This window comes from Campylobacter concisus (assembly GCF_003048375.1).
GTDB lineage: Bacteria > Campylobacterota > Campylobacteria > Campylobacterales > Campylobacteraceae > Campylobacter_A > Campylobacter_A concisus_T.
The window spans coordinates 1,385,604-1,400,730 of sequence record NZ_CP021642.1; the positions used below are offsets into that span (position 1 = coordinate 1,385,604).

General features: G+C 41.2%; 15 protein-coding genes and 1 pseudogene. 3 read left to right on the top strand and 13 right to left on the bottom strand.

What is annotated here, in order from left to right; translation table 11 throughout:
• Window positions 1-3 precede the first annotated feature (3 nt).
• From CCS77_RS06900 to CCS77_RS10510, 13 genes and pseudogenes are all read right to left on the bottom strand, one after another.
• On the bottom strand, window positions 4-396 hold the full coding sequence (locus tag CCS77_RS06900) for a hypothetical protein (protein ID WP_107916959.1): 393 nt from the start codon (window positions 394-396) through the stop codon (window positions 4-6).
• On the bottom strand, window positions 372-872 hold the full coding sequence (locus CCS77_RS06905; protein WP_087582583.1) for an LPP20 family lipoprotein: 501 nt from the start codon (window positions 870-872) through the stop codon (window positions 372-374). Before CCS77_RS06905 ends, CCS77_RS06900 begins: the two co-directional genes overlap by 25 nt.
• Before the next feature lie 44 nt (window positions 873-916).
• Window positions 917-3,538, bottom strand: a complete 2,622-nt coding sequence (gene gyrA / locus CCS77_RS06910; RefSeq protein ID WP_107916960.1) for a DNA gyrase subunit A — start codon at window positions 3,536-3,538, stop codon at window positions 917-919.
• A gap of 88 nt (window positions 3,539-3,626) precedes the next feature.
• Window positions 3,627-4,451: a CheR family methyltransferase gene (locus tag CCS77_RS06915; protein ID WP_107916961.1), complete on the bottom strand. Its 825-nt coding sequence runs from the start codon at window positions 4,449-4,451 to the stop codon at window positions 3,627-3,629.
• The gene (locus tag CCS77_RS06920) at window positions 4,441-5,007 is read right to left on the bottom strand and encodes a CheB methylesterase domain-containing protein (protein WP_021092891.1); all 567 of its coding nucleotides are present in this window, start codon (window positions 5,005-5,007) and stop codon (window positions 4,441-4,443) included. Before CCS77_RS06920 ends, CCS77_RS06915 begins: the two co-directional genes overlap by 11 nt.
• Before the next feature lie 34 nt (window positions 5,008-5,041).
• Window positions 5,042-6,742 carry a methyl-accepting chemotaxis protein gene (locus tag CCS77_RS06925; protein ID WP_107916962.1) on the bottom strand — a complete coding sequence of 567 codons (1,701 nt, stop codon included), beginning with the start codon at window positions 6,740-6,742 and terminating at the stop codon, window positions 5,042-5,044.
• 66 nt (window positions 6,743-6,808) lie between these two features.
• On the bottom strand, window positions 6,809-7,075 hold the full coding sequence (locus CCS77_RS06930) for a FlhB-like flagellar biosynthesis protein (RefSeq protein ID WP_223227339.1): 267 nt from the start codon (window positions 7,073-7,075) through the stop codon (window positions 6,809-6,811).
• Window positions 7,072-8,718, bottom strand: coding sequence for a flagellar hook-length control protein FliK (locus CCS77_RS06935; protein ID WP_107916963.1), 1,647 nt, complete (start codon window positions 8,716-8,718; stop codon window positions 7,072-7,074). The genes CCS77_RS06930 and CCS77_RS06935 overlap by 4 nt, the downstream gene beginning before the upstream one ends.
• Before the next feature lie 3 nt (window positions 8,719-8,721).
• Entirely contained in the window at window positions 8,722-9,966 is a 1,245-nt protein-coding gene (locus CCS77_RS06940) for an MFS transporter (protein WP_107916964.1), read from the bottom strand.
• Complete coding sequence (locus CCS77_RS06945; RefSeq protein WP_236635255.1) at window positions 9,956-10,474, bottom strand: hypothetical protein; 519 nt, start codon at window positions 10,472-10,474, stop codon at window positions 9,956-9,958. Before CCS77_RS06945 ends, CCS77_RS06940 begins: the two co-directional genes overlap by 11 nt.
• On the bottom strand, window positions 10,458-10,739 hold the full coding sequence (locus CCS77_RS06950) for an AtpZ/AtpI family protein (RefSeq protein WP_107916966.1): 282 nt from the start codon (window positions 10,737-10,739) through the stop codon (window positions 10,458-10,460). The genes CCS77_RS06945 and CCS77_RS06950 overlap by 17 nt, the downstream gene beginning before the upstream one ends.
• Window positions 10,739-12,022, bottom strand: coding sequence for a glutamate-1-semialdehyde 2,1-aminomutase (gene hemL / locus CCS77_RS06955; RefSeq protein WP_107916967.1), 1,284 nt, complete (start codon window positions 12,020-12,022; stop codon window positions 10,739-10,741). The genes CCS77_RS06950 and hemL overlap by 1 nt, the downstream gene beginning before the upstream one ends.
• Window positions 12,023-12,291: 269 nt before the next feature.
• Window positions 12,292-12,627: pseudogene (locus tag CCS77_RS10510) on the bottom strand (c-type cytochrome); the annotation flags it as partial.
• An 83-nt stretch (window positions 12,628-12,710) separates the two neighbouring features.
• Here CCS77_RS10510 and folD point away from each other — a divergent pair.
• From folD to CCS77_RS06975, 3 genes are read left to right on the top strand one after another with little or no spacing between them, the layout of a single operon-like run.
• Complete coding sequence (gene folD, locus CCS77_RS06965) at window positions 12,711-13,562, top strand: bifunctional methylenetetrahydrofolate dehydrogenase/methenyltetrahydrofolate cyclohydrolase FolD (RefSeq protein ID WP_107916969.1); 852 nt, start codon at window positions 12,711-12,713, stop codon at window positions 13,560-13,562.
• 4 nt (window positions 13,563-13,566) lie between these two features.
• A complete protein-coding gene (gene lepB / locus CCS77_RS06970; RefSeq protein ID WP_107916970.1) occupies window positions 13,567-14,472 on the top strand; it encodes a signal peptidase I in 906 nt (301 codons plus the stop codon).
• A complete protein-coding gene (locus CCS77_RS06975) occupies window positions 14,459-15,115 on the top strand; it encodes a site-2 protease family protein (protein WP_107791396.1) in 657 nt (218 codons plus the stop codon). Before lepB ends, CCS77_RS06975 begins: the two co-directional genes overlap by 14 nt.
• Window positions 15,116-15,127 lie beyond the last annotated feature (12 nt).

Consider the following 15,127-nt stretch of genomic DNA (forward strand, 5'->3'; position numbering starts at 1 on the left):
TTTTTATTGAAGTGTGCCGATGATAGCGGATTTTGGCTTAAATTCCACCATAAATCTAACTGGCAAAATTTTCAAATTTGAAGCATTTGTGACCTGTGAGTTTTTGACATTTAGCTCATTTTTTATCATCACTTTTTTTAAGGCAAAGCAGTCAAAAATTTCATCTTTGTGTAAATTTAAAAAGCCAAGAGTTGTGGTATTTTCATCTTTAAAAGCATCTATCTGGCAAAGAAATTTTGGTTTTGGATTTGGCGAGAGAGTCATCGCTTTTGAAAATGAAATTTCCTCAAAGGCAACTATTTGATTTTTCGTATCGACCTTCGCCCAGAAGATAAACTCCTCTAGGCAAAAGGCGAAATTTAAAAGTATCGTTAGTAAGAAAAGACTTCTCGCCACTTATCTTCGTCTATCTTAAGCTCCATATTTACCTTATAAAGCCCGTCTTTGAAATTTTCATTCACGATCCTTGCGTTTTTGACAAGACCTTGAACCTTTGAAGTGATAGATGAGTCGTTTAGCATCGCATCTCTTACGGTGTCTTCAGCGTTGATCTTTACGCCGTAAAGCTTGCCTGCAAGCTGAGAATAAGCATCAGCCATCGCCGCTCTTTTTGCAAGAGTGACTGACTGAGCGTATGAGAGCGAATTTAGCGGAGCTATGCCCTCGCCTGTGGCTCTAAAAGTGGTCTCTCTTGGAGCGCTATCATATATCATCTTCTCTTTTTTCATCACCTCTCTAAGATCGTCTTTATCGACCTTTTGGATGACTACGTTGCGGTTTGATGTGCTAGTTGGCTCGCCCATAAAGCCATTAAATGAGCAACCGCCAAAAATAGCAACCATCAAAGCAAAAGATAAAATTTTAACCTTCATAAACAACCTTTTTTATGCTTTTATTTAAAATTTAATAGCAAAATTTATTCCAAAAGCCCCATATCTTCGCTTGGTGCTTCATCCTCATCTTCGCCATCATCTGCCTTAGGGCATCTTGCGATACTTACAACATCATCGCCATCTACATTTACGACGATCACGCCGCTTGTGTTACGTCCTGCTTTGCGGATGCTTTGCATATCTACTCTTATCATCTTGCCGCTTGATGTTAGAGCCATAAGATCTTGCTCTTCATCAACCATCACAACGCCCACTAGATCGCCTGTTCTACTTGTTAGCTTCATGCAGATGACGCCTTTGCCGCCGCGGTTTGTCAAGCGGTACTCATCAGCGGTTGTTCGCTTGCCAATACCTTTTTGAGATATGCTTAAAATTTCTTGATCGTTGCTTTCGATGACTGCTGCGCCTACGACCTCATCGCCTGGCTCTTTAAATTTAATGCCAGTTACGCCGCGTGCAGTTCTTCCCATTTGACGAACTTTGCTGATCTTAAATTTAAGACACATACCCTTTTTAGTAACGACAAACAGCATTGTCTCATCGCCTGAGTTTGCGTCCTCTTCGGCATTTGCATTGTCTTCATCGATCTCATTTTGAAGCTCTTCAACTTCAAGCACCTCAGTCTCAACGCTTAGCTCATTTTCAGGGTCAGTTACTGGCATATCATCGTATGTTTGAGCGATGAGTGCAGTTACTAGCTCGTCGTTCTCATCAAGGCTGATCGCTCTTACGCCAACTGAGCGGATGTTTTTAAACTCACTTAAATTTGTGCGTTTTACGATGCCATTTTTAGTGAAGAATGCTAGCGATTTGCTCTCGTCAAAGTCAGTCGTTGGGATGATCGCCTTGATCTTCTCATCAGGCTGCAACTGGATCAAATTTACAACCGCTTTGCCCTTTGCTGTGCGGCTTCCCTCTGGGATTTTATAGACTTTTAGCCAGTATAGCTGTCCGCGGTCAGTCACAAACATAAGCGTGTCGTGGGTATTTGAAGTAAAGAAGCTCTCTATAAAGTCATCATCGTATGTCGTAACCGCTACTTTGCCCTTGCCACCGCGTTTTTGCTTCTCGTACTGCTTGCTTGGCACACGCTTGATGTAGCCGCGGTGAGTTATGGTTACTACCATATTTTCATTTGGTATAAGATCTTCGATGTCGATATCATCGTAGTCATCAACGATCTCAGTAACTCTTGGTACTTTAAATTTATTTTTGATCTCAAGAAGCTCTTCTTTGATCAAATTTTCAAGCAATGTCTCGCTTTTTAAAATTTCATCAAGTCTTGCGATCTCAGCCATAAGCTCAGCTAGCTCGGCCTCTAGTTTTTCTCTCTCTAGGCCTGTAAGCTTGCTTAGACGCATATCAAGGATAGCGTTTGCTTGAAGCTCTGAGAGATTAAATTTACTCATCAAGCCTTCTCTAGCAACCGCCGTATCAGCACTATTTCTAATAAGCTCAATAACCTCGTCGATGTTATCAAGTGCGATCTTTAGACCCTCTAAGATGTGGGCTCTTGCGCGCGCTTTTTCAAGCTCAAATATCGTCCTTCTAATGATAACTGTTTTTCTGTGATTTAAAAATAGCTTAAGTAGCTCGATAAGGTTAAATACCTTTGGCTCTTTGTTATTAATAGCAAGCATAATAACGCCAAAAGTGCTCTCCATTGTGGTTGATTTAAATAGGTTGTTTAGCACGATGTCGCTCATCGCGTCGCGTTTTAGCTCGATGACTACGCGGATGCCGTCCTTGTCAGACTCATCTCTAACCTCGCTGATGCCCTCTATCTGCTTATCTTTTACAAGCTCAGCGATCTGCTCGATAAGCCTTGCTTTGTTTGTTTGATATGGTAGCTCGTCGATTACTATGACGTCTTTGTTTGGCTTTTTTTCTATGTGAGTTTTGGCTCTTAGTTTGACCCTGCCACGACCTGTGCGGTAGGCCTCTATGATGCCTTTTTTACCAAAGATGATACCGCCAGTTGGGAAGTCTGGACCTTTTATAAATTCCATCACCTCTTCAAGTGTCGCCTCTTTGTTTTCAAGAAGTAGCAAAAGACCGTCTATTAGCTCATCAAGGCTGTGTGGTGGGATATTTGTCGCCATACCGACCGCAATACCGCTTGAGCCGTTTAATAATAAATTTGGCACACGGCTAGGCAAAACATCTGGCTCAACCTCTCTATCGTCGTAGTTTGGTACAAAATCAACCGTATCTTTGTCGATATCTTTTAAAAGCTCTTCAGTAAGCATAGTCATTCTAGCTTCGGTATAGCGCATCGCAGCTGCGCTGTCGCCATCAATCGAGCCAAAGTTTCCTTGTCCATCAACGACTGGATAACGCATAGAAAATTTCTGAGCCATACGAACAAGTGCGTCATAAACCGCTGTATCACCGTGTGGGTGGTACTTACCGATGACTTCACCGACGATACGAGCTGACTTCATATAGGCACTTCTGCTGCCAACGCCGAGGTTATCCATAGCGTATAAAATTCTTCTATGAACTGGCTTTAGTCCGTCTCTAGCGTCAGGCAAAGCACGTCCGACGATGACGCTCATAGAGTAGTCAAGATAGCTATTTTTTATAGAATCTTCGATATCAACTGAAGCGATATCTTGAGTTAATTCAAGTAGATTGTCTTTCATTTTTATCCTTAAATTTAGCTTGTGGGATTTTAGCCAAAAATTGATAAAAACTTTCTAAGGGCAAAGCGGCCTGGGTTAAATTTAACCCTTAAGCACGCTCGTAATATGTAGCTCCGTTTGAAAAACGCTTTGTGTAAAGCGGGGTGTATGGCACAAGATCAGCGTGTCCTGCGTAGAGCCTGCCCTCTGGTTTAAGTAGCTTGTGCAGCCTTTCGACGCACTTTAGCCTAAATGTATCATCAAAATATATCATCATATTTCTTGAAAGGACGATGTCAAATTTACCAAGATTAAACATCGCATCGTCAAAAACATTTAAAATTTTAAACTCACACCTTGGCAAAATTTCCTTTTTGATGAAAAATTTATCATCTTTTTTTGTAAAAAATCTCTCCTTTTGAAACTCGCTTAGTCTGTGCAAGCTCCTCTCGCCGTAGCTTCCGACGCTACAAGCTTGTATGGCTTCTGAGTTTATGTCGATGCCAGTTAGCTGGATATCACTTTGTTTAAGGCCAAATTCATAAGCAAGCATCGCAAGCGAATAGACCTCATCGCCAGTTGAGCAAGGCGCACATAAAATTCTAGCCTCTCCAAGCTCTTTTGCGTAGTAGATCACGTCTTTTAGCTGAGCTAGCTCTCTATAAAAATATGTCTCATTTACGGTGACTAAATTTAAAAGATCTTGCCTAAGTAGCGTGTCAAATCTTATCATCGAAACTAGATCTTTAAAGCTTTTTATCTGGCGATTTTTGGCAAATATACTAACTCTTTGCAGAGTGATGTCCCTCTTTGGCTCTAGATCGACCCCACAAAGCGTCTTTATAGTGCTCATAAATTCGTTAAATCCATCCATGTCGCTTGGTGCTTTTGCCTCTAAAACTTCGCTTTGTTTATCCACTTTGTTAAAAAGCATTTAAAAACTCCTCAAGCTCTTTTCTTATCATCATTAAATTTAACGATTTTAAATTTTGATTTAGCTCCTTAGCACGCTTTGGCATGCCATAAACTATGGCGCTCTCTTCGTTTTCAGCTATGCATTTTGCGCCAGCTTTGTAGAGCTTATCAAGCCCAGCTGCACCATCATCGCCGATGCCAGTTAGCAAGATTGCTAGTAAATTTACATTTTTGGCGATCTGCGTGCCTGAGTTAAAAAGCACATCGACATTTGGCGTGTATATCGTTTTTATCTCAGGTTGTGGCTTTGCGCTAACTGGCAAAGTCGCTGAAATTTCAAAATTTTGATCACAGATATAGACGATATTTTCTCTTAAATTTGTCTTTTCACTTAAAATTTCAACATTTATGTTGCACTCCCTGCCCATTTGCGTGACAAATGAGTTTATAAACATCTTGTTCATATGCTGAGCGATGACGACCATCGCACCATTTAAATTTATATCTTTTAATAGTTTTTTTATATGACCTGGGCCTCCTGTAGAAGCCCCTATTAAGACCAGTTTTTGAGCCACTAATTGCCTTTAAATTTAAAATTTACTACACAAATCAAGTTCTAAATTCGCCAAGTTTTGCATTTAGCGTATCTGTCATCTTGTTTAGATGCTCAGCAGCTGAAGCTATCTCTTCTACGCTTCTTGTGCTTTGAGATGAAATTTGACTTATGCCCTCCATGCTTTTTACTATATCGTCAATATCCTTGCCAGTCTTTATATAGTCCTCGATAGTTTTATCAGATAGTCCTATGGCTGATCTCATGATATCGCTCATATCTCGTATGGTGTTTTGCGCGTTGTTTGCTACGCCTGTTAGCTCGCTTATTTGCTTAGAGTTGATGCTCATTTGCTCGCTGCTTTCATTTATCGCTTGAACGATGACGTTGATAGTTGCGTTTATCTCTGTTAGGCTCTTTTGAGTGCGCTCAGCTAGCTTTCTAACTTCATCAGCAACGACTGCAAAGCCACGTCCGTGTTCTCCTGCACGTGCTGCTTCAATGGCTGCGTTAAGTGCAAGTAAATTTGTCTGATCGGCAATGTCATTTATAACCACAAGGACTGATTTAACCTGCTCAGCGTCACGGCTAAGCTGCTCGATCTTGCCAGCCATTTGATTTTCTATATCAGATGTCTGAGCGATCTCTGAAGATAAATTTGAGATGGTATTTAGCGTCTCATCAACGTAGGTTAGCGCCTTTTGAAGATCATCTTTGCCGCCTTTTGCAACTTCGATTGAATCTTTCATATATGATTGTATCTCGGCGCAATCCTTCCCAGCGCTCTCAACTATCTTGCTTGAGTTTTCCACCCCACGGCCAGTTTGGACTGAGGTTGAGCTAAGCTCGTTTGCGATGGAGCTGTTTTCATTTGAGATATCTTTTGCCTCTGCGATTAAAACCCTTACTTTTTCTATAAATTTATTTATGGCTTCGCTGGCTTTGGCTATCTCATCTTTGCCGACGACTTCTAGTTTTCTTGTTAGATCGCCATCGCCACTTGAGAGGTTTGTAGCCCGCAAGATTAGCTCATTTAGTGGTTTTGTGATAGAAAATTTAGAGTAAAGCATGGCAACTATTAGTGATATGATTAAAACTACGACGGCTATGACGATGAAATTTGTAGTGTTTGCATTGGCATCATTTTGCATAGTGGCTGAAATTTTATCTATCTCTTTATACATGCCTTCAAGACCAACAACAGACATCAGCACTACATCTTCATGAAAGAGGCTTAGTTTTAGCCCTTTTCCTATCTTTCTGGTAGTTGAGCCATCTTTTGACTTAGCCACAAAATTTACAAAAGCACCATCACTATTTTCTGAGGCTTTTTGCATGAGATCTTTTATGTATTTATAGCCATTTGCATCAGTTGCTTCAAGTCTATCAAGGCCGTTATACTCAGGCACTCCAGGGCTTGATATAACCACGCCTTTTGTGGTGTAGATACTAAAGTATCCCTTTTTATCATCGCCAAATCTAGCCCTTGAGAGATAGTCGATGATATCTTCTTTTTGATCTTCTACGGTCTCGTTTGCGTCGTCATAGACCTCTTGAATTTTTAGCAAAATGTTTGAGACGATATCCATCTCTTCACTTAAAGCTGCCCTTTTATCGGCCAAGACCGTTTCAGTCAGCTGTTTGGTAGAAAATTCTATCGCTTTGTTTTGCTCGTAAATGTTTAGAAAGACTAAAATGGCTCCAAGCACCAGTAGGGACGAGACGATCATTATCGTCACCTTTGATGAAATTTTCATAATACCTCCTTTTTAATGTTTAAATTTCCTTAATTTTGGGATTATAGCACTATTAAAGTGCAATATTTACTTTTTATTTGTGATCTTATATAAAAAGCTAAATATCTCAGCCACCGCCTTATATAAATTCGGCGGTATCTCTTGATCGACCTCGACCTTGCTTAAAATTTCAATAAGATCAGGGTCCTCTTTGATCGGTATGTCATGCTCTTTTGCAAGACTTATTATCTTGTTTGCTATCTCGCCAGCACCGCTTGCAAGCACCTTTGGAGCGTTATCTTGCGATCTGTTGTAGCCAAGAGCGACGGCTTTTTTCTTATTTACTTGCATCAAATTTTCTTATCAAAGCCCACATCAAGGCCGCCAAAATTTTTAAATCTATCGTTTAACTTCACCTTTGGCAACGTTTTGATGTTAAAATTTGAAACGATTAGCCCAAGCTTTGAGATAGCCTGTTTTAGCTCGCTTGAATTTCCTAAGATAAGCTCTTTAAACTCATTTGTCTGCGTTGCCACCGATAGATCGATATAGCGTTTATCCACAAGTCCAACCATCACGTTTATCTGGCCAAATTTCTTAAAATTTAGATCGATCTGGGCATAAAATTTATCCTTTTTGCCCTGCTTAAATGCGACATTTCCGCCCTCCACGCCGTCCCAGATATAAGGCATATAAGTTTGTATTCCTCCTTGCAAACTTGAGACCATCTGGTGCATCTCGATTTGCGAGATCATCTTGTTTGCAGCATTTACGGTTTGGGCGTTTTGGCTCTTTTCGCTGATATTTAAAAGCGTGCTTTTTACATCTTGATTTAGCACCTTTGAAATTTCGCTCTGGCTCTTTGTCGTGATGTTATTTATGTCATTTGTGGCTAGTTTTAGCTGCTTTAAAAGCGCCTTACTTTCGGCTAGATCGCTTTTAGCCGCACTTGCTTCTGGATCTGCAAGACTTAGGCTGTGAGCGAGGCGTCTTGCCGCACTTTGGAGCTTATCTTGCAAGCTGCCCTCTTTTGAGACGTCGCTAACCTCGTTAAACGCCTTTACAAGTCCTGCCTCATCGCCTATGTTATTTAGCATTTTTAGATCGTTTTTTAGGCTCTCAAGGATAGCTTTTAGTTCTTTGTGATTTTGTGTAAAGCCAAAGTTTTGATTTAGCTTTTCGCTCGCTAAATTTGCTACCTTTTCGCTTAAATTTGAGATGAAATTCTCCATCTTGACTATCTGGCTTTTTACCGCATCCCCGCTTTGCTCTTTTGAGAAGTTTTTATCAAGAAATTTAGCCACATTATCAAGCTTATCTACATCTTTTAAAAGTGTTTTTATGCTTGAGTTATCAAGGAGATTTTTAGCGTCACCACTCGCTTTTTCAAGCATGGAGGTGAGCTTCATAAATGAGTTTTGATTATCCAAGCTCTCATCATTTAGAGTTAAAATTTGACTAAGTAAATTTTGATTTGAGAGATTTTTTATATCGCTTAGTAGCTTTTGTATCGAGCTTGGCAGTTTTTCTGGGGTAAGCGCATCTTTTAAATTTGCTTCAAGCATGACACCTGAGTTTTTGATCTGATCATTTAGCGAGCCAGTTTTTAGGTCGGCTATTGGCTTTAGAAATTCTTTTAGTTTTAGTGCAAGGCTCTTTATCTCAGCGCTTTCATTTTGCGCAGCTTCTGCCTCTAGGCTTTTTGCAAGGTCTGAGAGCTCGCTAGCTAAATTTGGAGCGATCTTCGTATCTTTTGCCTGCGATAAAATTTGCTCTGCTTTACTAAGGCTTGAAGCGCTTTTTAGATCATCAAGCACCCTTGCAACTAGCTTGCCAACGTTATCAAGGGCGTTTGAAACGGTTTGCTCGCTTGGCGCCCCAGCTGGCTGATTTTTAAAAAGCGAGCCCTCGTTTTTTCGGACAGGCGCGTTTTGGGCGGCATTTTGCCCAGTTTGAACCGAGGTGTTTGAGATATTTAGAGAATTTGCTACGTCCATTTTCTACTTTTTATTTTCTCTATCGGCAAAATTGCCATTTTGCTGAATAGTCGCGATGCCAGCCGTCCTTGCAACGAGCCTGTCGTTGTACTCTTTTCTCATGTGCTGCGGTATGGTCTTTTGCGTTAGCGCAAATAAAATGAGCCCAACATAAAGCACCAAATAGACATAGATAAAGCCAAATGCGCCAAAAATTTTCATCGCGTAGCTCATAAGAAGCGGCGAGAAAAGTGAGGCAAAAGAGTAACTAAAAAGTAGCGCGCGTGCCACTTGGACGCTCTTTGTCTTGTCTGTGATCTCGTCATTTGCTCTAGCAAGCGAAAGTCCGTATGTGCAAAAAATGCCACCGCCAAAGAAAAACGAAAGTATGTATTGAACGATCAAATTTGAGCCATTTAGCAAAAATAAAACCGCACTGATTAAAGATACAACGCTACAAAGCAAGAGTGCTGGGCGTCTGCCATATTTATCTGAAAATCCTCCGATAAATGTTTGAGCCAAAAAGCCCCCAGCCATCGCTATAGTCATAAAAAATGACGCCTCTTTTGCGCTATATCCTTGAAGCAAGACAAAGAGACTTGCCATAGAGAAAAAGCCATTTATCGCAAGTCCTGCAACGAGCGCTCCCACGAGTGCTAGCGGGACGATACCAAAAATTTTTGGGATGTTTATGGGTTGGCGCTGTGGGATTTGAGGCTGGTTTATGCGGATTAAATTTAAAGGTATGCTTGAGAGCATGATAAAGGCTGCGCTGATGATGAAAATTTCAAATGCGCTAAGATCAAGTGCTAAGATCAAAATTCCAAGTCCAAAACTTGTGTAGAAAACGCACTCGTAAAAGGCAATAACGCGTGATCTTATCTTGTTTGGGATCTTAGCATTTAGCCAGCTTTCTATAACCATCAAAAGTGCGTAGTAGCAATATCCCAAAAAGGCTCGCAAAATCGCCCAAAAGATCAAATTTTCACTTATGGCGTGAAGCATGGCTGAGACTGCAAATATAGATGAAAAGATAGCAAAAGCTCTGATGTGGCCGGTGGTTGAGATGATCCTGTGCGCTGTGATCGTGCTAATTAACGCTCCTATGAAAAATCCAGTGTTAATTAGTCCAATCGCAAGCTCGCCTACGCCATTTTGCTTAAGAAGCGCACTACAAGATGCGATGACTAGGCCATTGCCTATAAAAAGTAGGCTCATGCCTAAAAATAGCGGCCCCATCGAGCGAATGATCCTAAAGCTACTTGCCATCTGCGTCCTTTCTTAAATTATTTTGCATTATCCCAAAGATAAAAGCTCCAATAGGCATCGGAGCAAGCCCCACTAAAAAGCCAGGCACGTTTAGTAAATTTTCATTTCTTAAAAATATAAATCCAAAAAAAAGTATCGCATACGCAACCAAGCGATAAGGCATAAATGCCGCCACAAAGCTTTTATCTTTAAATGAAAATTTCTGCTTTTTTAGCCTTGCTTTTTCATCTTTTAGGCTAAATTCTTTTGGCTCATTCTTGGGCAAAATTTCTTCATCTTCTTCGTCCTCTTCTTCTATCTTGGCTAAAATTTCCTCTCTTGCATTTTCTAGCCTTGAGTTTATGCGGTTTTTATAGGCAAAAAAGCTAGCCGTTAGGATGATAAGCGAGGCAAAAAATGAAATTTGCGAGCTTATAAAAAATTGATTTGATATAAATTTGCCAACGACGCTAAGGGCTAGCCAAAGCGCAAAATAGCAAATAAAAAGCCTGCTAATCGTCCTCGTCATCATCGTCTTTTTTATAGCCTTTATATCTAGCCTCATCCTTTAGCTCATCTAGGCTTTTAACCTGCGCTTTGTAGGCCTTATAAACGTTTAAAATGGCAGCTGCAATGCCAAAGGCAAGCCCTATCCAAAGCGCTGGCGTGAAATTTGTAACCTTTTTTACAAGATACCCCAGCCCAGTGCCGATAACCACAGCCACGACCATCGATATACCAAGGCTTAGTTGCTCAGCGCCAGCTACGATATCTTTTATCTTAAATTTTGCCATTAAGCTTTTATCTCCAAAAATGCCTCTTTAGCCGCGCTTATCGCTATGTCGATATCAGCCTCACTCATCGCATCGCAGATAAATCCCGTCTCAAACTGGCTTGGTGCTAGATAAATTCCGCGCCTAAGCATCGCTTGGTGAAATTTAGCAAAGAGTTTTGTATCGCTCTTTAGCGCATCGTCGTAGTTTTTCACGGCATGCTCTGTAAAAAAGTAGCCAAACATCGAGCCACGAACCTCAGTTTGGATGGTGATGCCAGCGCTTTTTGCAGCCTCTTTGAAGCCCTCCATTAGTTTTTTAGCAAGTTTTTCAAGTCTAGTGTATAAATTTGCGTCACTTTTTATCTTAGAAATAGCCGCTATACCAGCGCTCATCGCCACTGGGTTGCCACTTAGCGTGCCTGCTTGATAGACAGCGCCTTCTGGACTTAAGCAGTCCATGATCTTAGCCTTGCCGCCAAATGCAGCGACATTCATGCCTCCGCCTATAACCTTGCCAAATGTGACAAGGTCAGCATCCACCTCGTGAAATGGATATGAGCCAAGGCGAGAAGCCCTAAAACCACTCATAACCTCATCAAGGATGAGCACAGCGCCAAATTTATCGCAAAGCTCTCTAAGCTCTCGTAAAAATTTCTTATCAGCTGGAACAAGCCCCATATTTCCAGCGATTGGTTCGATTATGACGACGCCTATTTTGTCTTTATTGTTCTCAAAAATGGCTTTTACGCTCTCTATATCGTTATAAACGGCTAGATAAGTGTTTTTCACAACGTCTTGTGGCACGCCGCTACTTGAAGCGTTGCCGTATGTCGTAGCGCCACTTCCTGCTTTAATAAGAAGTGCGTCGCTGTGTCCGTGGTAGCAGCCTTCAAATTTGATAAGTCCGTCTTTTTTCGCATATCCTCTAGCCACTCTGATCGCGCTCATAGTTGCCTCCGTGCCAGAGCTAACGAAGCGAATTTTATCTATTTGTTTAAACTCATCACATATTAGCTTTGCAAGAGCGGTCTCTTTTGGAGAGGGAGCGCCATAAGATACGCCTTGTTTTACAGCAGAGATGATCGCTTCTTCGATATCTTTGTCGCAGTGACCAAAGATGAGCGGACCCCAGCTTTGGATGAAGTCAAGGTATTTTTTACCCTCGACGTCGTATAGATAAGCGCCCTTTGCGTGATCTATCATCACAGGCTCACCTCCAACACTGCCAAATGCACGAACAGGTGAATTTACGCCGCCTGGGATATATTTTTTAGCTTCACTAAACGCCTCTTTATTTGTCATTTTTTATCCTTTTGATTTTGTGTTTTTAAATTTGTCTTTTGATTATCTTTTTGATTTGAAGTTGGTTTTGCTGGTGACTTTGGTGCCTGCGTAGTGGCTGGTTTTACAGGATCAGCTGATTTTGCAGGAGCGCTCTTATCTGGCTCTACTGCTTTTGCCGCAGGGGCAGCTTTAGCAGGTTCAGGCTGTTTTTGCGCAGCAGCAGGCGTGGCTGGCTTAGCCAAATTTTTGGGTGCTACTTTTGCCGCTTTTGCAGGAGGTTTCATCTGATTTGTGATGTATTCATAAAGGATGGTCGTCTCCTCGTCTGTCAAAAAGTAGCTTGGCATGACGCCTTTTGGCTTTGTAAGAGCTGCTTTAAAGCTTTCAAAATCTATATCATTTATCTTTGGCGCTCTAAGCTCATCATCGACCGTTTTGTTTGCTTTTTTGTCAAAGTGTTTGTATTTAGAGATTAGGCTGCCCTCGCCCTTTGCGCCGTGACATTTATCGCATCCTATGCCACGTGGATTTAGGTAGAGCATCTTGGCGTACTCGGTCTTTGTGATAAAATCAGCTCCAAAAATCGCTACGCAAAAAAGCAAAATCAAAAAAACAGACCTCATAAACCTCTCTTTTAAAAATTTAATTTATTTTTAGGTATGATACCACCCTTGTGATTAAAAAAGCTTTTAAGTAAGGATTGAATATGAAAATTTTAGACGGAAAAGCCGTATCTTTAAAGGTCAAAGAAAGCGTAAAAGTAAGAGCTGATGAGCTAAAGAAATTTGGTGTCGAGCCAACCTTAGCCGTCGTCTTAGTCGGCGAAGATAAGGCATCTCAAACATACGTTAGAGCCAAAGAGAAAGCCTGCAACGAATACGGCATAAAAAGCGTGGCTCACCGTCTAAGCGAAAATACAACCCAAAACGAGCTACTTGCCCTTATAAACGTGCTAAATTTAGACGATAGCATCCATGGCATCTTGGTTCAGCTACCACTGCCAAAGCACATCGATACAAACGTCGTGCTCGCAGCGATCGATCCACGAAAAGATGTAGATGGCTTTCACGCTGTAAATGTTGGCAAGCTTGTTAGCGGGCTTGATGGCTTTGTGCCTTGCACACCGCTTGGCGTGATGGAGATTTTAAAAGAGTATGGCATAGATGTAGCTGGGCTAAATGCAGTGGTGATCGGCAGAAGCAACATCGTTGGCAAACCTATGGCAAATTTACTCCTAAATGCCTCTGCAACGGTTACAGTGACACACAGCAAGACTAAAAATTTAAAAGAAATTTGCAAAAATGCCGACCTCATCGTTGCTGCCATCGGTAGGCCATTTTTCTTAAAGGCTGACATGGTAAAAGATGGCGCAGTAGTCGTTGATGTGGGCATAAACAGACTTGATGATGGCAGACTTGTGGGCGATGTGGATTTTGAAGAGGTCGCACCAAAATGCTCATATATCACGCCTGTTCCTGGCGGCGTTGGTCCGATGACCATAGCCATGCTTTTAAACAACACAATCCTTGCTGCACAGGCAAAAAAAATTAAAGAGTGAGATAATGAAGAGAGCTTTTACTAAATTTTATGACTTTTGCTCGAGCTGGACAGGCACGGTTATCATCGTTTTGCTTGTCATTTTCTTTGTAGCTCAAGCCTTTGTGATCCCGTCTGGTTCGATGAAAAACACGCTTTTGGTTGGGGATTTTTTATTTGCTAAAAAGTATGTTTATGGCATACCAACGCCAAGAATCCCTTGGCTTGAGGTAAAAATTTTACCTGAGCTAAATGACAATGGCCATCTCATCACAGGCGATGGTCCTGCAAGGGGCGATATAGTCGTATTTCGCTATCCAAACGATGAAAAAACTCACTTTGTAAAGCGCTGCTTTGCAACCAGCGAGGACGAGATCGTCTTTACTGAAAAAGCCCTATATCTACGCCCAAAAGAGGGAGATAGCTTCATAAAGGCAAACTGCCGTGAAAATTTAAACGGCAAAGAGAGTAAATTTGGCTACTCATGCAAGGACATTGTCGAGCTTGATGGCAAGCTTTTCATAAAAGAGCCATATAGATTTAGCGGCATCCACTACGACGAAAATGTAAATTTATTTGAGCAGATGGTTTTCATGCTAAATACAAACAAATCAAACGTTTTTATGAAGCCAGCGCTCATTAGCTCACTACCGCAAAACCCAAATTTTAACTTTAACGCTTTTTACGTCAAAGTGCCAAAAGATGAATACTTCATGATAGGCGACAACCGCGACCACTCAAATGATAGCCGTTTTTGGGGAAGCGTGGCTTACAAAGATATAGTTGGACAGCCTTGGTTTATATATTTTAGCTGGGACAATAACTACAATGTGCGCTGGGAGCGTATCGGACGCTTTGTAGATACGATAGAAAATGATGAGTTTTTCACAAAACAAGCTTTAAAAGAAGGAGAAGTTGATGGACTTCACTAATTTTGACCCCATAAAAGTCGCCACTATCGTCCTCTCTTTAGTAATTGCCATCGTCGGTCACGAGATCGCTCACGGATATGTCGCTTATAAATTTGGTGACAACACAGCAAAAAATCTTGGCAGACTTAGTATAAATCCAATAAAACACATCGATCTTGTTGGCACTATCATCGTGCCACTGGTGCTTTATCTAAGCACTGGTATGATGTTTGGCTGGGCAAAACCAGTGCCTGTAAATACCTACACAGTTGTGCGAAATGGCGGCTATAAAGCAGCTATCTACGTAAGTCTAGCTGGCATTTGCTACAACGTCATCTTAGGCATCTTATCGCTTTTTGTGTTAAAAGCTTTATTAAACATAGAAACCTTTGAAATTTTACTTCAGTTTTTATTTACGCTTGCGCTTTTAAATTTGATGTTAGCCATCTTTAACCTCTATCCGATCCCACCACTTGATGGCTTTCACGCACTTGAGTATGCGCTTAGAAATTTTGGCTTTCACGCACTGGCTGAAAAGCTTGAGGGCATCTCGCGATATGGCTTTGTCATCCTTATCATCATCCTCGTCTCGCCTTTAAAAGATACTATCTTTTATCCAACAAGATACGTTTTAGATATCGCAAGTGCATTTATAAATGGCTAAATTTAGAGCAAA